Raw genomic sequence first — 26420 nt, 5'->3', positions numbered from 1 at the left:
AGTATGAATTCCCTTAATAAGGATATTATGAGAATTGCGGGTTTTAAAAGCCTCACTTCCGTACAATCACAAGTATTAGAACAAATTAATAAAAACAGAGACATGATCGTCCGTTCCGCAACTGGAACGGGGAAGACACATGCCTTCCTTTTTGCATTGTGTGAAAAGATCAATTTTAATGTGCAAGAAACGCAAGCTTTAATCTTAGCACCAACGCGAGAACTCGCAATGCAAATTTTTGAGTTCTCCAAAGATTTACGTAAAGTTGATGAGAGTATTACCATTGATTTAGCGATTGGTGGTATGGACAACAGTCGTTTAAAACGTAAAATCGAGAAACAACCTCATATCCTTATCGCAACACCGGGTAAAATGTTAGATATTCTTTCTTGGAATACATTGCGCGTTGACACCATTAAGATGCTTATTCTTGATGAAATGGATATGATTTTTGATTATGGATTTTCTGAAGAAATCAATTCAATTGCATCAAGACTGCTTGATAGCACACAATTCCTATTGTTTAGTGCTACTTTGCCACGATCACTTGAACCGTTTATCAAGAAATATCTAAACCACCCCATTGAAATCCACGCTACCGAAGAACGCATGAAACCTCGAATTGAGTTCTCATTAATCCATCGAAAACATTGGGATCTTAATGAAGCAGTCACAGAGGTGTTACGTTCCATTGAACCTCTTTTAGCGGTTGTATTTGCGAATCGTAAAGAAGAAGTTTCCGAAATTGCACAACGCCTTCGTGAAAATGGCTTTGAATGTCTTGAAATCCATGGTGATATTAGCGATCGTGAGCGTAAACAAACAATCTCACGGTTACGTTCGGGTCAAGTTCGTTACATCGTTGCGACAGACCTCGCTGCGCGAGGCATTGATTTACCTGAGATCTCTCACGTAATCAACGCAAACCTTCCTGCACATGACATTTCATTTTTCATGCACCGAGCAGGCCGTACAGGGCGTTCAGGGCGTGAAGGGTATTGCATTACACTTGTAACGGATTCGGATCAAAACACAATCTCAAGAATTCGCAATCAAAACAATGTTTCCTTTAAGTTTAAACGGATTCAGCAACATGTGATTGTGGATGCTCGTCCATTCTTTAACTTTGAACGACGCCATCGTCGTTTAGATCCTGAGATTCAAGCAAAACTTAAACGCAAAAACGTTAAAGTAAAACCACGTTACAAGAAAAAGCATAAAAATGAAATTGAAAAATTGATGCGTCATAAACGAAGAGAAATCATTCGTGATGATATTCGTCGTCAAAAGAAAGAACGCAACAAAGAGCGTCAAAAGAGCATGCAAGATTTGTAGGTGAATAAATGAAGAATTTTCGAGAATCAACAAGCAAACAATCAACGTCCAACTATAAAGGAAGTTCAAGTCATTTAAAGAAACGTTTCGACATTCGGAAGATTGCAAACGTTCGTTTAATTGTACTCATGGGAATCATTGTGTCACTTGCTGGAATCTTGATTGCACGACTTTACGATGTTCAAATATTAAATGCTGATTATTACGCCGAACTAGTACGTCGACAAGAAACAGCACCGCAAACAAAAGAAACAATGCGGGGTGAAATTTTAGATGCAAGCGGAAATATTCTTGTATCCAATAAATCACGAAATGTTATTACATACTTCCCAACTGTATCAATTGAGAGTGATGAACAATGGGATCTCGCGACACGGTTTGCAGTTCAATTTGGTGAAAAAGCAAGTTTAACAGAACGTGAATTGAAAGATCTCTACATCTATTTAAATAGTAACGGAAATGATTTAGTTACAAATGAAGAAATACTGGGGCTTTCTGACGCTCAAATTTATGCATTAAAGTTGGAAAAAGTCACAGATCAACATATTGCAACGCTTAGCGAAGAAGACAAGAATGGATTCAGCATCTATCTTAAAATGAATACTGTCACTTCAACACAAGCTGCGATTACTTATGACAATGCAACTCAAGAACAAATTGCATATTTATCTGAGCATCAAGCTGATTATCCTGGATTCAGTTGGCAAACAACATGGGATCGCGAATATACAGGAATTACAGGTCTTGAAGCAATTGTAGGAAGCGTTGGTGCAATTCCTGCTGAGAAAATTGACTTCTTCCTCGCAAAAGGGTATTCAACCAATGATATCGTTGGTGTTTCTGGACTTGAATATCAATATGAACAATTCCTTTCGGGGAACAAAAGTGAATATATGACCGACAGCAATGGTAATTTAACCGAAACTAAATCTGGATCAAAAGGCTATGATATTGTGTTAACAATTGACATGGAATTTCAGAAAAAAGTTGAAGAAATTGTCATGAACTACTATCGCCAATATCGTTCTGAAACAGGGCGTGATGTCATGGAAGCCATTAACTTTGTTGCTACCGATCCAAATACCGGTGCAATCCTTGCATCAGTTTCCATTAAGGAAGATTCTGAAGGAAACCTTTATAACGATCCTCAAGCACCTTTCCTTGATGCACAGATTCCAGGATCTGTTGTAAAAGGAGCGACAGTATATTTGGGACTTACTGAAGGCGTTATGAAACAAGGTGAAGCAATTTATGATACACCCCTTCTAATCCAAGGAACAAAACCCAGAGGATCATGGAGAAACTTGGGAAGTGTAACTGATATTACTGCATTACAATTATCAAGTAACGTTTACATGTTTAATGTCGCAATACGACTTGGTGGTGCTGTATATATTCCAAATCAACCGTTAGTATTTAACCATTTAGAAGATACATTTAGTACAATGCGTTATTATTTCAGTCAATTTGGATTAGGGGTTAAAACAAACCTTGATTATCCTCAAGAAGCAACTGGATATAAAGGTTCGGCGCAAAGCTCAGGGATGTTACTTGACTTTGCAATTGGACAATATGATAGTTATACAACACTTCAACTAAATCAATACATCAGTACTGTCGCAAATGGTGGATATCGAGTTAAACCGTATCTAGTCCAAAAAGTTGTTGATAATGACAATGATGATGTTGTTTATGAAACAGTTCCTGAAGTACTTAATAAGATTGAAAACAAGAGTAATCTTGACCGGGTTAGGGCAGGATTTAGAGCCTGTGTTACCACATCAAACTGTGGAACCTTAACATCCGCTAAACCTTATACATCTGCTGCTAAGACCGGTACTTCACAGCTTTATAACAGCGAAGGGATTGCAATTCGTAACAATGCATTTATTGCATTTGCACCTTATGACAATCCAAAAATTGCAACAAGTTGTGTAAACGCGGGTGCGTATCGTGATACTTATGACCTTACAAACATCTGTTCACGCTTGACACCAGAGATTCTAGATTACTTCATGGCAAATCACTAGCAATGAACAAACCTTCAAGAAGCGACAATGCGCTTCTTGATCTTAAGGTTAGCCTTAGATATCCATAAAACGGATTAACTGATGATTTCACTAAAATGACGTGAATGAAAAGTTAAGGTAACCTATATGCAGATAGAATTTTATATGATATAATGGTACAGCAAAGTTTGGAGGTATGATTCAATGAGACACCAAGTTATCTTAAAATGCACTGAATGTGGCGAAGAAAACTATATTTCTACACGCAACCGTAAAATTCATACAGAACGTATGGAAGTAGTTAAATATTGTCCACGTGAACGCAAACACGTGTTACACCGCGAAAAGAAATAATTTAAGACAGGTTGTGGAAACACAACTTTTTCTTTTTCAGGAGGCGAAATAAATGAATATTCAAAAATTAACGCTCGGGTATGTACAAACTAACACATACTTTATCGACAGTCCATCCGGATTAATTGTCATTGATCCATGTATCGCGACACCACAAGACTATGATGCTGTGTGTGAAATGGTCCAAGACAAACCCATTGTCGCAATCCTTTTAACACACGGTCATTTTGATCATATCGCAGGTGTTGACCATCTAATGCAGGAAAATACAATCCTATACATCAGTGATAAAGACAAAGACTACTTGGTGAATCCACAACTCAATGGTTCATGGATGATTCAAGAAAACCTAATGATTAATGCGACTCCAACCATCATAAACTCAAACAAAATTGAAGTCGATTCATTCACGTTTAAAGTCATTGAAACACCTGGTCATACGCATGGTTCTGTTGCTTTTTTATTAGACAAACACTGCTTCATCGGTGATTTTATCATGGATGGTTCGATTGGGCGTACTGATCTTGAAGGGGGTAGCAGCCTTGAAATGAGAAACTCCTTAATTACCTTTAAAAAGCGATTTGAAAACAAAAAGATTTCTTTATATCCAGGACATGGTTCAATATCACAGTTTAGTGATGAACTTAAACATAATCCATATTTATCAAAAAGGTAATGGGACTTTTTAAACGATTCCCAAAGCCAATGTTAAAAGCTGATCATATTTTAATCGTTTATAGGCAAACAAGAGATGCAATCACAAGAATGTGAGCGCATCTTTTTATTTATGCGCCACTTGTCATTTTTTATCTTAGGAATTCCAACCAAAGAATCCTATTTAATAGTATGAACAACATATCCATCGAATTTGATACACTTCTCAAAGAAGCTTATAAGCACGGTGCCTCAGACATTCATATTTCACTTAATAAAAACCTGTCTACAATTCAGTTTAGACGCCATAAACGCTATGTCGCTCAATTTAATTCAGACAATATTATGACACTCTTTGAGTATATTAAGTATTTTAGTGGACTTGAACTTCGAAAGTACCAAGAACCTCAATCTGCTCAATTCACTTATATTGTTGATGAGGTAGAGCTTTTCGTACGTTTTGCAGTGCTCGAGACACGGTATCAAACTCATGGAGTCTTACGAATTCTGAATCAAAACAACATCACTTCTTTAGAAGCATGTGGGTTTTGTGACCATCATCTTAGGTTAATTCGATCATTTTTTACCAAACGTAATGGCTTGTTATTATTTACAGGCGCAACGGGATCGGGTAAAAGTACATCCATGTTTAGTGCGCTTCATGAATTAAAACACAAACAGGTCATCACACTTGAAAACCCAGTAGAACAATACTATGACTCCTTAATTCAACTTTCGACACCATCAAAGATGTTGGGCGAGTATGTTACACAAATATTGCGTCATGACCCTGATATCATTGCTGTAGGCGAAATACGAACAAATGATGAACTCTTTCAGTGCCTTCGTTGTGCATTAACAGGACATCTTGTAGTATCCACAATGCATGCAGGTCACGCACATGATGTGATTCATCGATTTAAAGAACTGAATCAAACAGGAATCCCACTTGAGTCCATTTTATACGGTATCGTCCATCAAACACTCATTGATATTGAAGGGGAGGTGCAACTTGAAGCAACTATTGAACTCTATTGAATCATGGATCAAGCCAATAAGGTACCATATCTCGACGTATATAAAATCACAGTTTAATAAACAAATTCCGCTAAACGAACTGGAACACATCCTTGCCTGTCTTGAATATGATGTATCTCTAGAAGAAACAATCCAAGTTCTAGGGATGAATGCAACAAAAACAGAACAAGCAATTCACCAAATAACCCGAAATAACAAAGGCAATTTAAACGACATTGATTTACTTAAACGGTATGTTGAAATAAAAAAATATACACATAAGTTTATGATTGGTTTGTTCGCAAAAAACACATATCCACTAATTCTAATGAGTGTTTCATATTTTATGTTATGGTTTCATTTATCTTTTTTCTCTGGATTTGTAAAAGACCTATTGGTGGATACTGGCGTAAAAAACAGCAGCTCATTTATTAACTTTATAAGTGGCTCCCTCGTGTTAGTTAAGTCAATCTGTGTCCTTGCAATCGTTTTGTTTGCACTATTCATTCGCACACCTAAAAATAGAATCATCGTTTATGGATTCATTAAAGATACACCTTTGGCATTATATTATGTAAACATCGTGTCCTACTTATTTTCCGAAACATTATTGTGCATTTGGAAATCAAACAACAGTATGAAACATGTGCTTGATGTCATGCGAACCTATGATTTAGGTCTTGAACCACAATGGGTCGCATTTCAAATTGATGCGAATCTTGAGAAAGGGGATCCTTTATCATCAAGTCTTGATGTTCCAATGCTCAGTCCGTTATTAATTGGTTTTATCAAAACCGGTTTATATAATAATCGACTCATTGAAAACCTTGAACGCTTTAATAAAATATCTACTGAGATCATGAACAAAAATCTTAGCCGTATTCATCGTTACATAAGTTTTATATCTTTTGTCGACGTATTGATTGTTGTGAGTTTGTACTATGGTTTGCTATATCAAACACTCAAAATTGTGGAGGTGCTTCAATAATGAAAAAAGGTTTTACATTAATGGAAATGGTTCTGGTAATGGTTATCATTGTTATCTTATTTTTACTTACAGTACCAAATATTTCAAATACCCTTAAAACAGTCAATGATAAAGGATGTGATGCACAATTAAAAATTGTTGATGCTGCAATCTTACAGTACATTCTTAAAGTCGATAAAACACCCACATCAATCGGTCAATTAGTGTCAGAAAATATCATTACCCAACGTCAAACACAGTGTCAAGACGGAACAAATATAGGGATATCCAATGGTCAAGCAGTCACACAATAATGGATTTACTTTGGTTGAAATTCTGATTGTATGTCTTTGCAGTGTCATTATTATCCTTGTCTTTGCAATTCCAATGGTATCATCTCAACTGATTGAAGACAGTTTCACTGACTTTCAATACTGTCAACTTGAAGCAATGGCTGAAAAGACGCGATGTACTGTAAATGAAAATCTTTGGTTTAATAAAAACGGAAATATCAATCAAGCACAAACACAACAATTTGGTCGAAAAACCTGTGTATTCCAACTGGGTTTTGGGAGGTTTAAATGTGAACGGTAATAAAAAGGGAAGTATCCTGCTTGAATCACTAATTGCACTTATCGTGTTAATTGGCGTTGTTCAACTCGTTACAATCATGGTAAAGGTAATGCAATGAAAAGGGGATATACACTTGTAAATTATTTACTAGGATTGTTTTGTGTGATGGTTTTGCTCCATGTATCCAGTTTAATTCTCAGAATATTAATCAACCATAACACACCATTCATCGCCCAAAATGAACTCTTTGAACTGCAGATTTTGAATCTGTATACTAAAACTAACGCCGTAACATGTGACAAGTCACTATTAACAATCGATGAATCAGAAATTGTATTTGACCGCGAGCGAATCATCAAAAGACCAGGGTATGAAATCCTATTACAAGATGTTCAATCCATCGAATTTTCTTGCTCAAATCCAATAAAACTTATCTATGTATATAAGGGGAATCGTTATGAACTTTCATTTGAGAAACCAAAAGGGTAGTATTCTGTTATATACTTTAATTCTGATGATTTCTGTGTGTGGCTATCTTCATTTTGAACTGAAGCGATATGCATCGTATATTCAGGGCCAACATCATAAGCGGATTGTAATCGAACATCTTGAATTAGAATTTGAAATCGCAAATATCTTGAATTCTCTAGACAAAGAATTCGAATCAGAGACCTTCTATTACCAAAATACAACGATATTTATTGAAAAAACTGATGAAATATATACGGTTTATGTTTCAGGAACTAGTGAATTTAGCGCTAAGTATGGTATAATTAGTGACGATAGTTTGAAGTGGAGGCAAATAGAATGATTTCATCAAACGATTTAAGATCTGGAATGTCCATTATTTATGATAATAACTTGTATCAAGTTCTTGACATTTCGCACAACAAAACCGCTATGCGACAAATGATTGTTAAAGTTAAAGTTAAAAACATGAGAACTTCATCAATTACAGAATTGAGCTTCACAGGTGGCGATAAAGTAGAACCTGCTCATATTGACAAACGCTCAATGCAATATCTATACGATGCTGGTGAAGGTTTAGTATTTATGGATGCAGAAACTTACGAGCAAATTGAAATTCCAAAAGAGCGCTTAGAATGGGAAATGAATTTCATGACAAGTAACCTAGATGTTACAATTGTTATGTATGAAAATGAAGTGTTAGGTGTTCAATTACCTGAAAAAATTGCATTAACAGTAACCGAAGCAGAACCTGCGGTAAAAGGTGACACAGCTACAAATGCACAGAAGAATGCTGTAGTTGAAACAGGATATGCAGTACGTGTTCCATTGTTCATTGATCAAGACGAAGTAATTCTAATCAATACTAACGATGGTAAATATGCAGGACGTGCAAATTAATCAATAACCATCATGGATAGAGGTGTCTCTATCCTTTTATTTTGTTGAATTTTTCACAATAATTGTGTATGATATGTATGTACTTCAGGGCAGGGTGTAATTCCCGATCGGTGGTAAACCCCACGAGTCAATAATTGGCAGGAACCGGATAATTCCCGGTGGCGACAGTATAGTCTGGATGGAAGAAGTTTTTTTTCATGTTTGCCTTGAGTATGAATGTTTCGTAACGATACATATAGGAGGTAAATATGAAACAATTCAATACTCGAACAATGGTTAAAATTGCAATTCTCACTGCGGTTTCCGTTGCGCTTTACGCTTTAAATTTTGTGGTCTTTGAACCATTAAAGATGGATTTTAGTGATCTACCAGTAATTGTCACTGGATCAATGTTAGGGTTAATTCCAGGGATAATTGTTGCTTTTTTGAAGAACTTAATTCATCTATTCTTCTTAGGTTCAACATCACCAGTTGTTGGGGAAGTTGCCAATATGTCATTTTCAATTCTCATCATGCTCCCGTTTGCATTACTAAAAGGGAAAAAATGGGACAAATATCTGATAAAATCAATAATCGCAATTCTATTAGCATCAGCAGGAATGTTTGTGATGAATTACTTTGTTACGATGCCATGGTATGGCATTAACGAATCCTCTGAACGAATTCGATTATTATTTAGTGTTTACACACCTTTCAACCTTGTAAAAAGTGCAATATTATGCGGTGTATTTGCACTAATCAAACCGCAAATAGATAGAATGAACTAATATAAATGTGATATACTTTAACATAGAGGTGATGTGATGAAATCCCGTGTTCAAAAAAACCATGAGTTATATGAGACTCTTGCATCTTCAACCGAAGAAAAGGTTGAATCCAGCGACTTATCAAGATATGCTAATCAGCTTAATGATATTGATAGTCGTTTTGAGCGTATGAATATTATGGGGAACGTTTCCCATGATCCAAGTCATGCTCGTGATGATGTTACAGATAATGAATCATTGACAAATGTTTATGATACGTTTGAAAATGAGTATCTCAAGGATTTTTTAGAAGAAGTTAAAGAATACAATGTAAAAAAAGGGTATAGAACGTCTGATGACACACAAACTAACATCCTTGGTACATTTACAACTAATTCAGTCATCAAAAAAGACATTCATATTGAAGACGATGATGTTGATTCAATTGAATCACTGGTGAGTTCCATTGAAAAGAACCAAGATGCTGTTAATGAAATCAATCAAACGAAAGAATATGGTCAAGGATTAGTGCATCCAGAAGATTTCGGTTTTGTTTTCCAAGAAAACTATGACGACTTAAATGATGACTTAGTCCAAGATATCGAAACACTCTTTGATGATGTTGAACCCAATGAGACACTCGATTCTCATGATTCAGAATTAATGAATTCAAAAGAGTTGTTATTAAAACAGGGGTTAGACCCTGAAGAAAATTGGAGAACCAGTGATATTCCAATTTTTGAAGGTTTTACAGAAGAAATTAAAACGATTGATTCTGAAGAAACAAAAGAACAACCCTTATCAAATGATGCCTTACAACAAAGTATCGTTGATGAACAACCAGAACCGATTCAAAAAAGCCAGCCAATTATCGATGATATAGAGCATGAGCCTTCAATCATTCAAAGTTCAATTGATACAGGGTTTGAACAAAATGTCGATGTTTTTGAACTTAATAGAGTTGCTTTAGAAGAAACAAAGACAATCCAATTAAAATTAGAAGAGCAGCAAAAAGATATTCAATCAATTAGTAAATCAATGGTTCAAACAAATCGCATCCTCAATACAGTGATTGCGATTGTGCTTTTGTGTTTCTTTTTGGTGGTTGCCTTTATTGTGAAAATGTTCTGGTTTAGTTAAAATAGATTATTAGGAGTTGATTAAGTGTTTAATATTGCTATTGATGGACCAAGCGCCTCAGGAAAAAGTACAATTGCTAAGCAATTAGCGCGTATTTTGAATTTTACACACATTGATACAGGTGCTATGTACCGTGCAATAGCATATCAATGTTTAAAAAACAAAATTGATTTAAATGATGAAATCGGATGCACTGAAGTTGCAAATCACAGTGTTATTGAGCTACTCTCAAATGGAGAGGTGTTTATTAATGACATGAATGTGACACAAGCCATTCGTCATGAGAAAGTTTCTCAAGGAGCATCCGCTGTTTCTCGTTTTAAAGGTGTTCGTCAACGTCTTGTTGAAATGCAACAAGAGATGGCGAAATCAAAAGGTTTTGTTATGGATGGACGTGATATCACATCGGTAGTACTACCGGATGCTGAAGTGAAAATATTTCAAACAGCAGATGTCGCTGTTCGTGCCAAAAGACGTTATGATCAACTTATTGCTAATGGAGCAAACGTTGAATATGATGATGTCTATACTGATTTAGTGAATCGTGATTATCAAGATACACATCGTGATGAATCACCGCTCATGAAAGTCGATAACGCTGTTGAAATTGATACGACATATTTATCAATTGAAGAAAGTGTTGCATTAATCATGGAAATAATTGAAAGTAGGGGACTTAAATGATAGATGGAGTAGTAGCAATTGTAGGACGTCCTAACGTTGGTAAGTCGTCTCTTTTTAACCGTATTATGGGTGAAAGAATCTCAATTGTTCATGAAACACCAGGTGTTACCCGTGATCGAATTTATGGAAAAACCACTTGGTTAACAAAAGAATTACGATTCATCGACACAGGTGGAATTCAAGTAGAAGGACAAACCTTCGGTGAAGAAATTGAAATGCAAGTTGAAATTGCAATCGAAGAAGCAGATATTATTGTTTTTGTTGTCAGTGCTCCAGAAGGAATTACACATGATGATGAGTATGTTGCTCGTTTATTAAGAAAAACAAATAAACCGGTTGTTGTTGTCGCAAATAAAATGGACGATCATCAGTTCATTTCTGATATTTACGAGTTTTATGGACTTGGTTTTGATGAACCAATGGCTGTAAGTTGTGAACACGGAATTGGTATTGGTGATTTACTCGATAAAATTACAACAAAACTCCCTGAAAAGGGGTTGAATACCTATGATGAAGAATTGAAATTCTGCGTGATTGGTCAACCTAATGTTGGGAAGAGTTCATTGGTGAATGCAATTATCAATCAAGATCGTGTGATTGTTTCTGATATTGAAGGAACAACCCGCGATGCGATTGACACCCCCTTCAAATTTGAAGGGGATGATTATGTCATTATAGACACTGCAGGAATCCGTAAACGTGGTAAGGTTTATGAAAAAGTAGAGAAGTATTCTGTATTGCGAGCAATGAGTGCGATTGAACGTTCGGATGTTGTTCTTTTTGTAATTGATGGTGAAGCTGGAATTAGACAACAAGATAAAACTGTTGCTGGTTTTGCACACGAAGCTGGAAAACCAATCATCATCGTATATAACAAATGGGACACTATTGATAAAGAAGAAACTGAAATGGAAACTGTACGGAAAAAGATATATGAAGAGTTCATCTATCTTACTTATGCACCCATTGTCTTTGTCTCTGCACTGACAAAGAAACGTGTTCATACTTTAATACCATTAATCAATCTCGTATTTGAAAACAGTACCCGCCGTATTGGCACCTCTGTTGTGAATGAAGTTGTTCAAGATGCCGTAATGTTTACGCCACCACCTTCGCACAACGGGAAACGCCTCCGTGTATATTATTCTTCACAAGTGAGTACCGCTCCACCTACATTTGTATTGTTTGTTAACGATCCAGAACTATGTCACTTTTCATATAAGCGATATTTGGAGAATTCATTAAGAAACGCATTTGATTTTACAGGTACTCCAATACATATAATTGTACGAAAGAGAGTGAATGTATGAAAATAGCAATTATTGGTTCAGGAAGTTGGGGGACCGCATTAGGAAACGTATTGGCACAAAACGGCCACGACGCATTGATTTGGGGGAAAAGCCTTGATGAAGTGGTTGATATCCAACAATATCATCTCAATGAAACATACTTCCCAGGGGTTAAACTCTGTGAAGATTTAAGAGCTACTCCTACATATAATGATATCCTTGATGCTGACATCTTCTTGCTTGCGATTCCTTCAATTGCCATTGAGTCGGTCTGCCAAGAACTCGATAAGCATTTAGATCGTCCTGTAATTATTATTAATGTTGCGAAAGGGTTCCATCCTGTAACCCATGAATATTTAATGGAAGTAATTGAGCGTTCAATATCAAACGATCACTTATCTGCTGTTGTAAGCCTTATTGGCCCATCCCATGCAGAGGAAGTTGTATTGAACCAGCTTACCACAGTCAATGCAGTATCATCAAATGAAGACGCTGCACGCACTGTTCAAGAAATCTTCTCAAATGATTTTTTCCGTGTATATCGAAATGATGATGTTGTCGGAGCACAAATCGGTGTTGCTGTTAAAAACGTAATGGCCCTTGCAAGCGGAATCGCTTCTGGGCTTGGTTATGGCGACAATACACGTGCAGCACTCATAACACGCGGTCTTGCAGAAATAACGCGCTATGGGCTTTATTTTGGCGGTAGGATGGATACATTCCTTGGATTATGTGGTGTAGGGGACTTAGTGGTAACTGCTACAAGTCAACACAGCCGTAATTTCCAAGCAGGCTATGATGTTGGTGTAAATGGTTCTACAAGTCATTTCTTCGATACCAACATTAAGACAGTCGAAGGTGTAGCTGCAACGAAGGTTGTTTATGAGGTTGCGAAAGAAAAAGGAATTGATATGCCAATCACAGAACAAGTCTATAAAGTATTCTATGAAGGCAAAGATCCAAGACAAGCAATTGTGGACTTAATGAATCGAGAACTAAAACATGAAACCAAATAACTTGATTTTACCCATAAAATCGGTTATCATGGTAATAGAAATGGAGGATTAGTAATGACTACTAAAACACTAAACAAAAAAGCTTTGGCGGAATCACTTTCAGCTAAATTAGATATTACAAAAAAAGATGCTGCAGAATTCATCGAAGCATTTTTAGAAGAGGTTAAAAGTACATTAGAATCAAAAGACACAGTGGATCTTGCCGGATTTGGTAAATTCGTTGTTAAGGAAAGAGCTGCACGTGATGGTTTCAATCCAGCAACTAACGAAAAGATTCGCATTGAAGCTTCTTACGGAATTAGCTTTAAACCAGCAAAAGCCCTAAAAGAAAGCGTTAAATAGTAATTAATTATATAAGGGGCTTATGCTCCTTCTTTTTTATTTTAGGAGGACTACTATGAATCTATACTATTGGATTGCAATTGGTATCACCGCAGTAATATCTATGCTTGCGAATTCATTTGTGATGAGATCTTATGCTCAATACAAAGAAATTCGAACACGTAGTGGGTTAACTGGAGCTCAAGTTGCCCGTAAAATACTTGATGATAACGGGCTACACGATGTAGCGGTTGTTAGAGGGTCTGGAGGAACATTAAGTGACTTCTACGATCCAAGTAAGAAGATTGTGTCTTTATCGCCTGACAACTATGCAAATGCTTCTGTGGCAGCATCCGCAGTTGCAGCGCATGAAGTGGGGCACGCCATCCAACATGCAACTGGATACAAATTCATTGCATTAAGAAACATGCTTTTAAAGCCAACAATCATCGCGAGTCAGTTTTCTCAAATCGCAATTATTATCGGATTGACATCGACTGCATTAACTGGACTTTTCGATCTTGGGATCATTATGATTTCAATTATTCTTGCATTCCAAGTTGTTACATTACCTGTCGAGTTCAATGCTTCAGCACGTGCACTTAAAATTATTAAGTCTGATGGAATCGTGGATTCTTCAGAATATGGTGGTGCGCAAAAAATGTTAACAGCTGCAGCACTTACTTATGTCGCAGCAGTCATCGGAACATTACTGAACCTACTTTACTTCGTTATGTTAAGAGGAAGTAGAAATAGAGACTAAATATGGATACTAAAAGTTGCAGATTTACTGCAACTTTTTTTCATGTCTCAACACCTCACTTAAAATTCATGATTCAAATTTATCCGATTCTCGTTTATAATTTACCTATAAATGTATTTTATGATAATCTCTGGGGGGACACATAAATATTAATATTCTAGATTAATAGTACTATTGTCACACTGCCATTGCCAAAATCATATTTGTTTTATAAATTAAAGTTCCTTACAATATAAGTGAAGTAAGGTACCATCTTCAAAATAATATGAATCTACCAATAGATTCAAAGGAGAAGACAATGTCAGAAAACAAAAGTTTAAAAGTGAAAGTGCAACGCTTTGGAAGCTACCTCAGTGGAATGGTTATGCCAAATATCGGTGCATTCATTGCTTGGGGTCTTATTACAGCACTCTTTATCGCAACTGGATGGGCTCCAAATGAACATCTTGCTCAACTAGTAGACCCTATGATTAAATACCTCCTACCGGTATTGATTGGGTATACTGGTGGTAAACTAATCTACGATACACGTGGAGGCGTCATCGCTTCAACCGTAACGATGGGGTTAATTGTTGGATCTTCGATTCCAATGTTCTTAGGTGCAATGATTATGGGGCCATTCTCAGCATGGCTACTAAAGAAATTTGACGGACTTGTTGAAGGGAAAATCCCAGCTGGATTTGAAATGCTTATCAATAACTTTTCTTCAGGAATCTTAGGAGGAATCCTTGCAGTTTGTTCACTCATTATTATTGGACCTGCTGTTGAACAGCTCAACAACTTTATGGCCAATGGTGCTGACCTCTTAATTTCAAATAGTTTATTGCCACTGGTTAGCATTTTTGTGGAACCCGCAAAAGTACTCTTCTTGAACAATGCAATTAATCATGGAGTTTTGGGACCAATCGCACTCGACCAAGTTGCGGAACATGGTAAATCATTGCTCTATCTTGTAGAAGCAAACCCTGGCCCTGGTCTTGGAATTTTGGTTGCTTATACATTATTTGGTAAGGGGACAGCTAAACAAACCGCACCAGGTGCGATTATCATTCATTTCTTAGGTGGAATTCATGAAATTTACTTCCCATATATTTTGATGAACCCAATTCTCTTGCTTGCAGCAATTTCTGGTGGTATGGTAGGCGTATTTACACTATCGATTACGAATGCAGGTCTTGTTGCTGCAGCGTCACCAGGAAGCATCTTTGCAATCCTAGCAATGACAGAAAGAAACTCATACATTGGTGTTATACTAAGTGTGATATTATCAGCAACTGTTTCATTTATTGTTTCTGCAGTCATCTTAAGACGATCAAAAGACTCAGAAATGTCACTTGAAACTGCAACTCAAAATGTTCAATCAGCAAAAGCGCAATCAAAAGTTCAACTCACTCCATCTTCAATAAAGAAAATTATCTTTGCATGTGATGCAGGTATGGGTTCAAGCGCTATGGGAGCTTCTGTTCTTAGAAACAAAATTAAGAATGCTGGACTTGATATTGAGGTGACAAATGCTGCAATTTCACAATTACCAAATGATGGAGACATCATTGTAACGCATGTAGATTTAAAAGACCGTGTCCTTGATAAACGTCCAGGTGCACATGTCATTACTGTAACAAACTTCTTAAGTGAAGGAGAATATACTGATTTAGTTAACTCATTAAAAAAATAATGATTTCATAAGGGGTGTGACACATGTTAGTTTCTGCTCGGGGACGATTAATCCTTGAAAAATTGCTCGTATCGAGTTTTCCAATATCAATCGATACGATGGCTAAAACATTGGGAGTTAGTAGTCGAACGATTCGACGTGATTTAGACGAAATAACATCAATATGTACTGATTACGATCTGAAACTTATAATAAGAAACAACACCTTAAGCATCGATGGTTTAGAGAAAAACATTCAAACATTTAAATGGCACTTATTTGACCTATCCTATAGTGAATTTACCCCACTTGAACGTCAAAACTTTATCCTTAAGCAACTCATAAAATCAAACGATACGCTCACAATCACATCCCTTGCAAATGAATTAAATGTTACGGAGTCAACAATTCGTGCTGACCTTTTAAAAATTAAAGATGAATATGGGCAATCCATCAAGATTGATACAAAAAGGGGCACAGGCATCTCACTAATTGCGACTGAAATCGAAAAACGAACGATTATTCGGAATATGGTCCATAACACCATTTCAACGCCGCTTCTTGTTCAATTCTTATATCAAAACGATACAGATACGAATCGACTCTTTATAAAAGACAGACTCTTGGGCTTAATTGATGACAATCGATTAATTATTGTTGACCAAGAACTTAAAAAATGGCATGAGACACAAGAATATAAATTAGCAGATGAATCCTATTTTACCTTATTGGTTCATGTATCTATTGCAGTAGAACGGATTAAGGAACAAGAACTTGTCAAAGTGTATGATACTAATATTGAAGATATCGTTGAATCCGATGAATACCAGGATGCAATTCAGATACTCTCAAACATCATGGACACACCACAAACTGATCTCCCTGAAAATGAGATTATTTATGTCGCTCAATACCTGAGAAGTGCTAAACTCAAGGATTCACACCATCTTATTGAACGGGATACGATGCGTGCAACGAATCTTGCTCAAAAGCTGATTCATCGCATTCAAAACGACCTGGACTATCACTTTAACGACGAAACACTATTAAAAGGACTCATCACACACTTAAGAAGCGCGCTCAGAAGACTGGATCAAAACATGATGATCTCCAATCCATTGATTGACTCAATTAAGGAAGAACATGGTCTATTGTTTAATACAATCTCTAAAGCAGTGGAAGATATATTCGTTGATATTTATGTCAATGAGGATGAAATTGGTTACCTCGTATTACACTTTGGTGCAGCAATAATTCAATCTCAGAAGAAAAAGTTCTCGTGTTTGATTGTGTGTTCAAGCGGTATTGGAACCTCTAAAATGCTCTTAACGCGCATTCAAAAGACATTCCCACAGTTTTCTAAGCTTAAAACAACTTCAGTATTTGATGTACTTCAGCGTGATGACCATCAGTTATACGATATCATCATTTCAACACTAGATCTTGGTAATGTAAACTTTGACTATCTCCTTGTGAGTCCCATTCTATCAAATCAGGATATTGAGAACATCACATCACACTTATCCTTGATGAATGTTAACAGTTTGCGCTATGAAACACCTCAGTCAGTATCGCTCAATGAAGCGATGGATTATTTTGAAACACTTTCCAAAACATCCACACTCATGTCTCAACTAATTGAAGACTTTGAAGTTCGTATGTTGACTGTCAACTCCAATTCAATTGAAGATTACATACGTGCAATGTGTTTAGTTGCAATGACTCAAAGTGAATCAGAACCAGAACTTGTTGTGAAATCGATGCTTAACGGGGGACACAAAAACAGTTTCGCCATTCCAAATACACACCTTGCTTTTTTTCATGAAAGGTCTGCAGGAATAAAAAAATCAACCCTAAAAGTATTTCCATTGACTCAACCCATTCAAATTCTGGGATTGGATAATCGAAATCACTGGGTTAATACCTTTATTCTCTTGTTAGCACCTGAGAAACTTGAGCAATACGAATTGGAACTCTTAAGTTTTACCAGTTCGCTCATCATCGACAATGAAGAAGCTCCAGGCATATTTGAAATGGGTGATCAAAACGAAATTACAACGTATCTCGTGTCGAGATATAGAGGATTTATACAAAAAGGAGTATAGAGATGGAAATTACATTTCAAGATATCGAACTCAACATGGCGTTTCAAACTAAGGAAGACTCAATCCGATATGCAGGACGCAAACTTGTTGAACGGGGTTATGTTGTGGAACCATATATAGAAACAATGATCCAAAGAGATATCCTAACAACAACTTACATCGGAAACGGTGTTGCGATACCACATGGTACAGATGAAGCACGTGACTTTATCTTAAAATCAGGAATTGTCGTCTTACAAGTACCGCAAGGTATCGAATATAATGGAGAATGTGCAACCGTTATTTTTGGAATTGCTGGAAAAAACAATACACATATGGATATTTTGTCTCAAATCGCGATTGTGTGTTCAAATGAAGACAACGTCAAAAGAATCACAAATGCTGAGTCAAAAGAAGAAATAATCCAAATCCTGAACGGAAAATAGTCAAAAAAAAGGAGACATACTATGGAAACAAAAGCAGTACGCCTTTATGGTGTTAATGACGTTCGTCTTGAAACTTTTGAATTGCCTGAAATAAAAGACGATGAGATCTTAGTAAAAGTTGTGTCAGACAGCATTTGCATGTCCTCATATAAAACAATCATTCAAGGTGCGAATCACAAACGTGTGCCAGATAATGTTCATGAAAACCCAATTATTTTAGGTCATGAGTTTGCAGGAGATATTATTAAGGTAGGCAAGAAATGGCAAGACCAATTTAAACCCGGTCAAAAATTTGCGCAACAACCGGCATTAAATTACAAAGGCAGCTTAGCATCACCTGGCTATTCATACCCATATTTTGGCGGGGATTGCACGTATTGCATCATCCCACAAGAAGTTATGGAACTTGGATGCCTTATGGTATATGAAGGGGATTCATATTATAGTGCAAGTTTAGGAGAACCTATGTCGTGTGTAATTGGTGGGTTTAACGCAAATTATCATACCAATAAAAGAAACTACGACCACGAAATGGGGATAAAAGAGGGGGGATATCTTCTAATTTTAGGTGGAACTGGCCCGATGGGTCTTGGAGCAATTGATTATGCTGGTGCTCTAGAAAAGAAACCAAAAATGGTGGTTGTAACCGATATTAGTCAAGATCGCCTTGACCGTGCTAAGAAAGTCCTTCCTGAAACAAAAATGAAAGAAAAAGGGATTGAATTAGTCTATTTTAATCCAAATGATTATGACGATGACGAACAAGCACTCATGGACCTGACAAACGGACACGGCTATGATGATGTATTTGTGTATGTTCCAGTGAAAGATTTAGCTGAACAAGGAAATCGACTCTTGGCCTTTGACGGATGTTTAAATGTCTTTGCAGGACCAACCGACAAAAACTTCTTAGCAAACATAAATCTCTATGATGTGCATTATACTAGTACACATATCATGGGTACAACTGGTGGTAATAATGATGATTTAATTGAAGCACTTGATTTAGCAAGCAAAGGTCTGATTAATCCATCCTTAATGATCACACATATTGGTGGTTTAAACAGTGCTGGTGAAACAACCAAGAATCTTCCAAACATTCCTGGTGGTAAGAAATTAATCTATACACATATAGAACTGCCATTGACAGCGATTGAAGATTTTAAAGCATTGGGTCAAGACAACGAATTATTTAAAGCGTTAGATCTATTATGCGAAAAATATAATGGACTTTGGAATAAAGAAGCTGAACATTATCTCTTAAATTACTTCAACGTTTAAGATAGTAAGCAAGAACTGTGTCATTACAGTTCTTTTATTTTGGACATATGAGTTCATCAAAGCATTTCATTACTTCGTATAATGTATATTATGTAAGTTTTGGATAATAATTTATCACTAATACATCTTAATCAGATCCTTTAGGTTCCTTCAAGCCCCCTAAATAGATTGTGAATCATTTTAGTCTAAATTCTTTCATTATTCTCTATTATTCATGTGAATCTCGATTTGTAGTTAATAGAATTCAATTTCCTAGATACGATATAATAATTACAACATCAGTAAAGGAGGATTCTTATGGCAGAATCTAGAATCATTGAACTATTTAAACAAATTAGTGAAATACCCCGTGCTTCTTTTGACGAAGAACGCATTAGTAATTTTATTGTTGATTTTGGTTTGCGTTTAGGACTTGAAACCATCCAAGATGAACACTTTAACGTTATCATCAAGAAACAAGCAACACCTGGATATGAAGATGTTCCAACATTATTACTTCAAGGTCACATGGACATGGTCGCAGAGAAGAATAAATCAAGCAACCATGATTTTAGTATAGACCCCCTTTCATTATGTGTTAGGGATGGACATTTGTGGGCAAATAATACAACATTAGGCGCTGATGACGGTGTTGGTGTTGCTTATATGCTCGCAATCCTTGAAGACACACAAATTCATCACCCTGCCCTTGAATGTGTCTTCACTGTGCAAGAAGAAGTCGGTCTTATTGGCGCTGAAAACTTAGATATGTCAGGTTTAAAGTCAGAATTAATGCTGGGTCTTGATAGTGGTGGTGAGAATATCGTTTGTGTATCATCAACAGGTGGCGTGTACAGCAGACTCATCGCTCCAATCGATTATGAAGCAACCTCTTATGAAACACTTCAGATTAGCATCCGTGGGCTTCTAGGCGGTCATTCAGGAATCGATATTGATAAAGAATATGGAAACGCATTGAAAATCGCAGGGTTTATCTTACGACGTGCCTTGGATAAATTTGAGATTCGCCTTGTGGATATTGAAGGCGGCTTAAAAGTTAACGCTATTTGTCGCGAAGTAGATTTTGAAATTGCACTGAATAATGAACTGATTGAACCCTTTAAGCAATGGATAGATTCAATCATCGATGAATTAAAATTTCAGTTTCAATTCAGTGATCCTGGTTTAGAAATCTCTATCTCAGATGGCCAATCACATAGAGTCCTGAGTAAGCAAAGTACTCAAAAGATAATTGATCTTTTGTTTATGTTACCCTATGGCGTGATTCATAAGAGTATGGCAATCAAAGATTTAGTAATTGCTTCAGCAAACATTGGAAAGATCGCACTTGAAAATAATCAACTTGAAATACTCCTTTCTGTTCGCGCAACCCAAGCATTCGTCTTGGATAACTTAATGAGACAGGTTCAATGGATTACCGATAATTTAGGGGTGCAAATCGATGTTACGGCCCATTATCCTGGTTGGAACTATGATAAGGATTCGAAACTAAGAAAACAGCTTAAGGATGTGTTCTTTGAGCTTCGAGGTTATGAAATTGTTGAAGAAGCAACACATGGTGGGCTTGAGCTGGGAATCTTTAAAGATAAGATGCCTGCGCTTGATATCGTCAATATCGGTCCCCTTATGTATGATATTCATACCCCTTCTGAACATCTTGACCTCGCGTCATTTGAAAGAACCTATGAATTTATTCTTGCATTCATGAAGTCACTGAACACCTTCAATCAATAATATAGCAAAAAGGTAGAATCACATTATTTAAAATGATTCCACCTTTTTTATCTTATATTAGTTCATCCAATACTGATGTCCCATATTCAGGTTTAGCTGTATTGAAGTTATCCGCAATTGTTTGTGCAATGTCAGCAAAGAATCCTTTATCTTTAAGTGGACCAAAATGCGTGAATGATGGTGAGTAGTATAGCACCGGTACTTCTTCACGTGTATGATCGGTTCCAGGATGTGTTGGATCATTACCATGATCTGCAGTTATGATGAGTAAATCATCATTTCTAAGTGACGCAAGAAGTTCTGCTAATTGTCCGTCAAATTCCTCTAATTGTTTTGCATATCCTTCAGGATTTCTACGATGACCCCAAAGTGCATCAAAATCAACAAGATTAACAAACATCAATCCTGTAAAATCAGTGTTCTTAACAATATCGATGGTTTGTTCCATTCCATGGAAATTGCTCTTGGATCGATGGTAATCTGTAATTCCTTCACCATCAAAGATATCAATAATTTTCCCAACACTGATTACATCCAAGCCAGCATCTTTCAAATGATCTAACTCTGTTTTCCCAAATGGCTTCAAAGCATAATCATGTCTATTTGAAGTACGTGTAAACGCACCTTTTTTGTCACCGATAAACGGCCGTGCAATGACACGTCCAACCTTCCATTCAGGTTTCATTGTGAGTTCACGTGCAATTTCACATGCGCGATACAATTCATCCAAACCAAACACTTCTTCATGAGCTGCAATTTGCAGTACAGAGTCAGCAGAGGTGTAAACAATCATCTTTTTAGTTGCCATGTGTTCTTCACCAAGCTCATCTAAGATTTCAGTGCCACTCGCAGCTTTATTTCCAATAATGCCATACCCTGTTCGCGATGAAAGTTCATCCAGTAAATCTTGTGGAAATCCTGTCTCAGTAAATGTAATAAAAGGTTCATCGATGAATAAGCCCATTAATTCCCAGTGACCAGTCATCGTATCTTTTCCTGCAGAAGTTTCAACAAGTTTCGTATAATATCCGTGTGGTTTTTCTACAGGATCAACACCCTTGATTGGATGTAGATTTCCAAGGCCTAAATTTTGAAGGTAAGGAAGATTGAGCCCCCCTACAGCTTCACCGATGTGTCCAAGTGTATCTGAACCGGCATCGCCATACTTTTCTGCATCATGGGCTGCTCCTGCTCCCACAGAGTCCATAACGACTGTAATAATTCGATTAAACTTATATTTCCCCATTTTTAATCATCTCCTTCAAAGTCAAAATCCCCAAACATATAGCGTTCATATTCATTCTTTAATGTTTGACGTTTGACATGGGTATATATTTGAGTTGTTTGGATATCTTCATGTCCAAGTAACTCTTGAATAATTCTAAGATCCACACCCGCATCAAGCAGTGTTGTTGCGAATGTATGGCGCAACGTATGCGCCGAGATATGTTCATTAACGCCCGTTTCATTGCACCTATATTGTAGCATTTCGTGGACATATTGTCTTGTAATTCGGTTTCCACGCAATGTAAAAAATATGTATCGCCGCGATGCATCATTTTGTTTTTTTATACAGATGGGGCGTGTAGTTTTTATGTAAGCTTTAAGCGCATCATTGGCATCTTTTGAAATTGGAACAAAGCGTTCTTTATTTCCCTTTCCCAAGATCCGCAACCATCCTTCGTGTTCGTTGTATTGTTGGAACGATAAATCAACACATTCACTCACACGAAGTCCACATCGAAAGAGTAAAAGAATAATTGCAAAATCCAAGAAATCTTTGGGCAATTCTTTTTCAAACGATACTAACGTACGAACAGAATCAATTGAAACTGCTTTGGGAATCCTTTGCGCTTCTTTATGACTTGATAGTAGCGTTGTTGGATTGAATTGAGCCCTGCCAAAGCGGTGTAAATATCGGTGAAACTGACGCACAGATACCCGTTTTCGACTGATTGACGCAGGTTGAAGGGTGTGTGTCATATCTGAGAAATATTCGATCAACAGCGCATGCGTAACTTGATCTATGTCTTCGATTTTCTGACGTTTTAAAAAGCGAATGTATTCTTCAACATCACGACGATAGTTTTCTACTGTGTTTTTACTTAAAGGTTCTACAAACTGAATGTGATAGATAAAATCCTGATAATGTTTATCAAGGGCAATCATAATTTCTTACCGGAAGCACGAACATCACTTGCTTTCTTAAAGACATCTGTTTTAAGAGCGTTATTTAATTTGCCAATCAGTTCATCCGTTTTAAGATTGCGTGTTACATCAAATAGATTAATTTGCGAGACGACATCTTCGCGTGGAAGAAGATTGGAAAGCGCAACTGAAATAAACGTCACTGCCCCCTCACCTTCAAATTCATCATAAAGCATGAGAGCATTTTCGAAAATATCGTTTTTCGAATCAATATAGCGGTCTAACGTAACCGATCGACTTGCAGTTTTGTAGTTTTCAAGTCTTAATGAAAATTGAACCGTTTTCCCTACCATACCTGTTTTCTTTAAGCGTCGTTCTACTTGTACAACTTCATGAAGAATTGCAGTCTTCAATTCGTCAAAGTCATGGATTGCTGGAATTAAAGTTTTTGATTGACCCACCGATTTCGCGACGGAAGATTCTTCAATTTGACTGCTTGCATTCCCATTTGCTCGATCGATATAGTTTTCAGTATTGATTCCTAGAATGTTTCGAATTGAATCAGGATTTGCATGTGCGAGATCTCCAATGGTCACAATGCCTTGTGCTTTAAGTTTAGGAACAGTTTTCTTTCCTATGCCATACATATCTTCGATTGGTAGTGGCCACAACATGGTATCCACTTCCCGTTTTCTCAGTACTGTAATTCCCATGGGTTTTTTCATATCACTGGCCATTTTTGCTAAAAACTTATTGGGTCCAACCCCAATACTCACAGGTAGTTTGAGTTTCTCGTGTACTGTTTTTTGAATCGTAACCGCTAGATCTAAAGGTCGTTTGTATCGTTTGATTGATTCGGTTACATCTAAATAACATTCATCGATACTCATCGGTTGAATGGATGAACCAAATGTGCTCACGATTTCCATAAATTGTTCGGAGAGTTCTTGATACCAACCAAAATCCATTTCAACAATCACAAGGTCTTTACAGAGTTGTTTTGCTCTACTTAAGGGCATTGCACTGTTAATTCCATATTCACGTGCTTCATAAGAAGCGGTCGTAATAACTGACCCTGTTGCATCACGCGCGACCACTACTGGTTTCCCTTGTAAAGAAGGATCCAAAATCAGATGGGCACTGGCAAAAAAGGCGTTAATATCAATGTGGAAAATTACTTTTGCATGGTGGCTCATAAACTTTGTCCTTGTTCAAAAAGCTGACTTGCAGCCAATAGTGAGGCTTCTTCTTCATTTCCAGACATCATCAAAGCAAGTTCGTGTACCCGTTCTTTGGTCTTAAGTCGTTTCACAGAAGTGATGGTATGGTCATGATCTTCAGATTTCTCAATGAGGTAATGATTATGTGCACATGCAGCAACAGTTCCATAGTGTGTAATTGTCAGCACTTGAGTATCTTTTGAGATTGTTTTCATTTTCTCACCAATCTTAAGGGATACTTTGCCACTGACTCCAGTATCAATTTCATCAAATACAAGTGTTGTTATTCCTTGAAGTTTACTGAAGATGACTTTCATTGCAAGCATCACACGTGAAAGTTCTCCGCCGCTAGCAGCACTAGCAAGCGGTTGGAGTGCTTCTCCCTTATTCATACTAACCATAAAGACAATTCGGTCTTTTCCCGATTCAGAATAGTCGATATCATCAAAAGAAATATCAAATCGAACATTCTCAAGCATTAAGTCGCGACATTGGCCAACAACCTCTTGGATTAGACGTTTTGATGCATCAACACGTGCGTTTCTAAGTAAACGCGCATCTTGAGCTAATAAATCTTCTACCTTCTTCAATTCTATGTCTAAATCTTCCATTAACTGATCATGATGTTCCACAGCATGGATCATAGTTTCTAGTTCTTTCTTTTTCTCAAACAATCCTTCAAGAGAAAGATATTTACGAATCATTTGGTTATATTTATACAGTCTATCTTGTAGTTTTTCATAGACAATTGCGTCGAAGGATGTTTCACTATTTATTTTTGATACTTGATAGGATATGTCTTCTAAACGATAATAGACATCATCAAACCCTTCTTTTAAATCAGAAAGCATATTAAAATGATCTTTAATACTGAAAAGTGATCCTAAAACATCTTTAGAACCCGTTAGTGTGGATTCAATGTCATTTAGCAAGGATTTATTCTTTTCATAATCATCGAGTTGTTTGATTTCAAGCCGAATCGCTTCATACTCATCACTTGACGGCTTAAATGCTTCAATTTCATTGAGTTGTGTTTTCGCGAATTCAAGCTCATAACCAGATAATGTCGTGGTTTTAAGTCGGTGAATCTCATCAACAATTTGCTTATATTTGTGAAAAGTTTCTTGATAGTGTTGGAGGTATTTTGAATCGTTAAGATACATATCGAGGAGTTTGAGTTGGTGTGTTGTATTGAGGAGATATTGTGTTTCATGTTGTGAATGAATATCCAGTGTCTTTGATAAGACATCTTTCATTGTTGAAACATTAACCGTTCTTCCGTTGATTCGACATACATTCCGTCCATCTTTTGAAATTTCGCGTGAAACAATCACTAAATCATCTTCGGATTCAATGTATCCCAATAATTCGAGTTCTTTATAAAAAGATGATGTTGGACTCACTGAAAACGATGCCTCAACAAGTGCTCGGTTTCCGTGTTTCCCAACTACCGAACTTTTGCTTCGTTCACCGGTTACAAAATTAAGCGCATCAACGACAAGAGATTTTCCTGCACCTGTTTCTCCAGTAAAGACATTAAAACGATCTGAAAGTGAAACAGATAATTCTTGAATCAAAATATAATTCTTGATATATAAATTTACTAACATACGTCAC

Annotated in this window: 27 protein-coding genes and 1 riboswitch; of the genes, 23 read left to right on the top strand and 4 right to left on the bottom strand. The window is 36.7% G+C overall.

Annotated elements, in window-relative coordinates:
- Nucleotides 1-3 precede the first annotated feature (3 nt).
- The 23 genes from AOC36_RS05035 (at nucleotide 4) to pepD (ending at nucleotide 21435) form a co-directional block, all read left to right on the top strand.
- Complete coding sequence (locus AOC36_RS05035) at nucleotides 4-1335, top strand: DEAD/DEAH box helicase (protein ID WP_067632059.1); 1332 nt, start codon at nucleotides 4-6, stop codon at nucleotides 1333-1335.
- Nucleotides 1336-1343: 8 nt separating this feature from the next.
- A complete protein-coding gene (locus AOC36_RS05030; RefSeq protein WP_067632057.1) occupies nucleotides 1344-3365 on the top strand; it encodes a peptidoglycan D,D-transpeptidase FtsI family protein in 2022 nt (673 codons plus the stop codon).
- Nucleotides 3366-3548: 183 nt separating this feature from the next.
- Nucleotides 3549-3698, top strand: a complete 150-nt coding sequence (rpmG, locus tag AOC36_RS05025) for a 50S ribosomal protein L33 (protein WP_067632055.1) — start codon at nucleotides 3549-3551, stop codon at nucleotides 3696-3698.
- Nucleotides 3699-3750: 52 nt separating this feature from the next.
- The gene (locus AOC36_RS05020; RefSeq protein WP_067632052.1) at nucleotides 3751-4374 is read left to right on the top strand and encodes an MBL fold metallo-hydrolase; all 624 of its coding nucleotides are present in this window, start codon (nucleotides 3751-3753) and stop codon (nucleotides 4372-4374) included.
- A gap of 170 nt (nucleotides 4375-4544) precedes the next feature.
- Complete coding sequence (locus AOC36_RS05015; protein ID WP_067632050.1) at nucleotides 4545-5390, top strand: ATPase, T2SS/T4P/T4SS family; 846 nt, start codon at nucleotides 4545-4547, stop codon at nucleotides 5388-5390.
- Entirely contained in the window at nucleotides 5365-6357 is a 993-nt protein-coding gene (locus AOC36_RS05010; RefSeq protein WP_067632048.1) for a hypothetical protein, read from the top strand. Before AOC36_RS05015 ends, AOC36_RS05010 begins: the two co-directional genes overlap by 26 nt.
- A complete protein-coding gene (comGC, locus tag AOC36_RS05005; protein WP_067632046.1) occupies nucleotides 6357-6650 on the top strand; it encodes a competence type IV pilus major pilin ComGC in 294 nt (97 codons plus the stop codon). The genes AOC36_RS05010 and comGC overlap by 1 nt, the downstream gene beginning before the upstream one ends.
- Nucleotides 6628-6930, top strand: coding sequence for a pilus assembly FimT family protein (locus tag AOC36_RS05000; RefSeq protein ID WP_099091536.1), 303 nt, complete (start codon nucleotides 6628-6630; stop codon nucleotides 6928-6930). Before comGC ends, AOC36_RS05000 begins: the two co-directional genes overlap by 23 nt.
- Nucleotides 6931-7071: 141 nt before the next feature.
- Nucleotides 7072-7398, top strand: a complete 327-nt coding sequence (locus AOC36_RS04995) for a hypothetical protein (protein ID WP_198401208.1) — start codon at nucleotides 7072-7074, stop codon at nucleotides 7396-7398.
- The gene (locus tag AOC36_RS04990) at nucleotides 7367-7720 is read left to right on the top strand and encodes a hypothetical protein (RefSeq protein WP_067632041.1); all 354 of its coding nucleotides are present in this window, start codon (nucleotides 7367-7369) and stop codon (nucleotides 7718-7720) included. Before AOC36_RS04995 ends, AOC36_RS04990 begins: the two co-directional genes overlap by 32 nt.
- Complete coding sequence (gene efp, locus AOC36_RS04985; RefSeq protein WP_067632039.1) at nucleotides 7717-8277, top strand: elongation factor P; 561 nt, start codon at nucleotides 7717-7719, stop codon at nucleotides 8275-8277. The genes AOC36_RS04990 and efp overlap by 4 nt, the downstream gene beginning before the upstream one ends.
- A gap of 76 nt (nucleotides 8278-8353) precedes the next feature.
- A riboswitch (FMN riboswitch) is annotated at nucleotides 8354-8471 on the top strand.
- Nucleotides 8472-8525: 54 nt separating this feature from the next.
- Nucleotides 8526-9044 (top strand): ECF transporter S component, encoded by a 519-nt coding sequence (locus AOC36_RS04980; RefSeq protein WP_067632038.1) that lies wholly within the window; start codon nucleotides 8526-8528, stop codon nucleotides 9042-9044.
- A gap of 36 nt (nucleotides 9045-9080) precedes the next feature.
- On the top strand, nucleotides 9081-10163 hold the full coding sequence (locus AOC36_RS04975; protein ID WP_067632036.1) for a hypothetical protein: 1083 nt from the start codon (nucleotides 9081-9083) through the stop codon (nucleotides 10161-10163).
- Between the two features lie 24 nt (nucleotides 10164-10187).
- Nucleotides 10188-10847, top strand: a complete 660-nt coding sequence (cmk, locus tag AOC36_RS04970) for a (d)CMP kinase (RefSeq protein WP_067632033.1) — start codon at nucleotides 10188-10190, stop codon at nucleotides 10845-10847.
- Nucleotides 10844-12157 (top strand): ribosome biogenesis GTPase Der, encoded by a 1314-nt coding sequence (gene der, locus AOC36_RS04965; protein WP_067632031.1) that lies wholly within the window; start codon nucleotides 10844-10846, stop codon nucleotides 12155-12157. The genes cmk and der overlap by 4 nt, the downstream gene beginning before the upstream one ends.
- The gene (locus tag AOC36_RS04960) at nucleotides 12154-13152 is read left to right on the top strand and encodes an NAD(P)H-dependent glycerol-3-phosphate dehydrogenase (protein ID WP_067632029.1); all 999 of its coding nucleotides are present in this window, start codon (nucleotides 12154-12156) and stop codon (nucleotides 13150-13152) included. The genes der and AOC36_RS04960 overlap by 4 nt, the downstream gene beginning before the upstream one ends.
- Before the next feature lie 54 nt (nucleotides 13153-13206).
- Nucleotides 13207-13494 (top strand): HU family DNA-binding protein, encoded by a 288-nt coding sequence (locus AOC36_RS04955; RefSeq protein WP_067632027.1) that lies wholly within the window; start codon nucleotides 13207-13209, stop codon nucleotides 13492-13494.
- Nucleotides 13495-13549: 55 nt separating this feature from the next.
- Nucleotides 13550-14236, top strand: a complete 687-nt coding sequence (locus tag AOC36_RS04950) for a zinc metallopeptidase (protein ID WP_067632025.1) — start codon at nucleotides 13550-13552, stop codon at nucleotides 14234-14236.
- Between the two features lie 298 nt (nucleotides 14237-14534).
- On the top strand, nucleotides 14535-15911 hold the full coding sequence (locus tag AOC36_RS04945) for a PTS mannitol transporter subunit IIBC (protein ID WP_067632023.1): 1377 nt from the start codon (nucleotides 14535-14537) through the stop codon (nucleotides 15909-15911).
- A 23-nt stretch (nucleotides 15912-15934) separates the two neighbouring features.
- Nucleotides 15935-17995: a BglG family transcription antiterminator gene (locus AOC36_RS04940; RefSeq protein ID WP_067632021.1), complete on the top strand. Its 2061-nt coding sequence runs from the start codon at nucleotides 15935-15937 to the stop codon at nucleotides 17993-17995.
- Between the two features lie 2 nt (nucleotides 17996-17997).
- Entirely contained in the window at nucleotides 17998-18420 is a 423-nt protein-coding gene (locus AOC36_RS04935) for a PTS mannitol transporter subunit IIA (protein WP_078055085.1), read from the top strand.
- 21 nt (nucleotides 18421-18441) lie between these two features.
- Complete coding sequence (locus AOC36_RS04930) at nucleotides 18442-19701, top strand: zinc-binding dehydrogenase (RefSeq protein WP_067632016.1); 1260 nt, start codon at nucleotides 18442-18444, stop codon at nucleotides 19699-19701.
- A 297-nt stretch (nucleotides 19702-19998) separates the two neighbouring features.
- The gene (gene pepD / locus AOC36_RS04925) at nucleotides 19999-21435 is read left to right on the top strand and encodes a beta-Ala-His dipeptidase (RefSeq protein WP_067632013.1); all 1437 of its coding nucleotides are present in this window, start codon (nucleotides 19999-20001) and stop codon (nucleotides 21433-21435) included.
- Between the two features lie 52 nt (nucleotides 21436-21487).
- On the opposite strand, the gene deoB is transcribed toward pepD, so the two are convergent.
- The 4 genes from deoB to recN are packed head-to-tail and all read right to left on the bottom strand — an operon-like array spanning nucleotide 21488 to nucleotide 26413.
- Complete coding sequence (gene deoB, locus AOC36_RS04920; protein WP_067632011.1) at nucleotides 21488-22681, bottom strand: phosphopentomutase; 1194 nt, start codon at nucleotides 22679-22681, stop codon at nucleotides 21488-21490.
- Nucleotides 22682-22683: 2 nt separating this feature from the next.
- Nucleotides 22684-23604, bottom strand: coding sequence for a tyrosine-type recombinase/integrase (locus AOC36_RS04915; protein WP_067632010.1), 921 nt, complete (start codon nucleotides 23602-23604; stop codon nucleotides 22684-22686).
- A complete protein-coding gene (dinB, locus tag AOC36_RS04910; protein WP_067632008.1) occupies nucleotides 23601-24779 on the bottom strand; it encodes a DNA polymerase IV in 1179 nt (392 codons plus the stop codon). The genes AOC36_RS04915 and dinB overlap by 4 nt, the downstream gene beginning before the upstream one ends.
- The gene (gene recN, locus AOC36_RS04905) at nucleotides 24776-26413 is read right to left on the bottom strand and encodes a DNA repair protein RecN (RefSeq protein ID WP_067632006.1); all 1638 of its coding nucleotides are present in this window, start codon (nucleotides 26411-26413) and stop codon (nucleotides 24776-24778) included. Before recN ends, dinB begins: the two co-directional genes overlap by 4 nt.
- Nucleotides 26414-26420: the final 7 nt, after the last annotated feature.

This window comes from Erysipelothrix larvae (genome assembly GCF_001545095.1).
Taxonomy (GTDB): Bacteria; Bacillota_I; Bacilli_A; order Erysipelotrichales; family Erysipelotrichaceae; genus Erysipelothrix; species Erysipelothrix larvae.
This window is presented reverse-complemented; position numbering and strand designations above follow the sequence as displayed.

What these genes read in the sequence shown, in the direction of transcription:
- AOC36_RS05035 (WP_067632059.1), top strand. Translation starts at nt 4, where the DNA reads ATGAATTCCCTTAATAAGGATATTATGAGAATTGCGGGTTTTAAAAGC.
- AOC36_RS04950 (WP_067632025.1), top strand. Translation starts at nt 13,550, where the DNA reads ATGAATCTATACTATTGGATTGCAATTGGTATCACCGCAGTAATATCT.
- AOC36_RS04960 (WP_067632029.1), top strand. Translation starts at nt 12,154, where the DNA reads ATGAAAATAGCAATTATTGGTTCAGGAAGTTGGGGGACCGCATTAGGA.
- AOC36_RS04945 (WP_067632023.1), top strand. Translation starts at nt 14,535, where the DNA reads ATGTCAGAAAACAAAAGTTTAAAAGTGAAAGTGCAACGCTTTGGAAGC.
- recN (WP_067632006.1), bottom strand. Translation starts at nt 26,413, where the DNA reads ATGTTAGTAAATTTATATATCAAGAATTATATTTTGATTCAAGAATTA.
- comGC (WP_067632046.1), top strand. Translation starts at nt 6,357, where the DNA reads ATGAAAAAAGGTTTTACATTAATGGAAATGGTTCTGGTAATGGTTATC.
- AOC36_RS05030 (WP_067632057.1), top strand. Translation starts at nt 1,344, where the DNA reads ATGAAGAATTTTCGAGAATCAACAAGCAAACAATCAACGTCCAACTAT.
- deoB (WP_067632011.1), bottom strand. Translation starts at nt 22,681, where the DNA reads ATGGGGAAATATAAGTTTAATCGAATTATTACAGTCGTTATGGACTCT.
- rpmG (WP_067632055.1), top strand. Translation starts at nt 3,549, where the DNA reads ATGAGACACCAAGTTATCTTAAAATGCACTGAATGTGGCGAAGAAAAC.
- AOC36_RS05020 (WP_067632052.1), top strand. Translation starts at nt 3,751, where the DNA reads ATGAATATTCAAAAATTAACGCTCGGGTATGTACAAACTAACACATAC.
- AOC36_RS05015 (WP_067632050.1), top strand. Translation starts at nt 4,545, where the DNA reads ATGAACAACATATCCATCGAATTTGATACACTTCTCAAAGAAGCTTAT.
- AOC36_RS04980 (WP_067632038.1), top strand. Translation starts at nt 8,526, where the DNA reads ATGAAACAATTCAATACTCGAACAATGGTTAAAATTGCAATTCTCACT.
- AOC36_RS04930 (WP_067632016.1), top strand. Translation starts at nt 18,442, where the DNA reads ATGGAAACAAAAGCAGTACGCCTTTATGGTGTTAATGACGTTCGTCTT.
- pepD (WP_067632013.1), top strand. Translation starts at nt 19,999, where the DNA reads ATGGCAGAATCTAGAATCATTGAACTATTTAAACAAATTAGTGAAATA.
- AOC36_RS04915 (WP_067632010.1), bottom strand. Translation starts at nt 23,604, where the DNA reads ATGATTGCCCTTGATAAACATTATCAGGATTTTATCTATCACATTCAG.
- AOC36_RS04940 (WP_067632021.1), top strand. Translation starts at nt 15,935, where the DNA reads ATGTTAGTTTCTGCTCGGGGACGATTAATCCTTGAAAAATTGCTCGTA.
- efp (WP_067632039.1), top strand. Translation starts at nt 7,717, where the DNA reads ATGATTTCATCAAACGATTTAAGATCTGGAATGTCCATTATTTATGAT.
- AOC36_RS04935 (WP_078055085.1), top strand. Translation starts at nt 17,998, where the DNA reads ATGGAAATTACATTTCAAGATATCGAACTCAACATGGCGTTTCAAACT.
- AOC36_RS04955 (WP_067632027.1), top strand. Translation starts at nt 13,207, where the DNA reads ATGACTACTAAAACACTAAACAAAAAAGCTTTGGCGGAATCACTTTCA.
- AOC36_RS04990 (WP_067632041.1), top strand. Translation starts at nt 7,367, where the DNA reads ATGAACTTTCATTTGAGAAACCAAAAGGGTAGTATTCTGTTATATACT.
- dinB (WP_067632008.1), bottom strand. Translation starts at nt 24,779, where the DNA reads ATGAGCCACCATGCAAAAGTAATTTTCCACATTGATATTAACGCCTTT.
- AOC36_RS05000 (WP_099091536.1), top strand. Translation starts at nt 6,628, where the DNA reads ATGGTCAAGCAGTCACACAATAATGGATTTACTTTGGTTGAAATTCTG.
- der (WP_067632031.1), top strand. Translation starts at nt 10,844, where the DNA reads ATGATAGATGGAGTAGTAGCAATTGTAGGACGTCCTAACGTTGGTAAG.
- AOC36_RS04975 (WP_067632036.1), top strand. Translation starts at nt 9,081, where the DNA reads ATGAAATCCCGTGTTCAAAAAAACCATGAGTTATATGAGACTCTTGCA.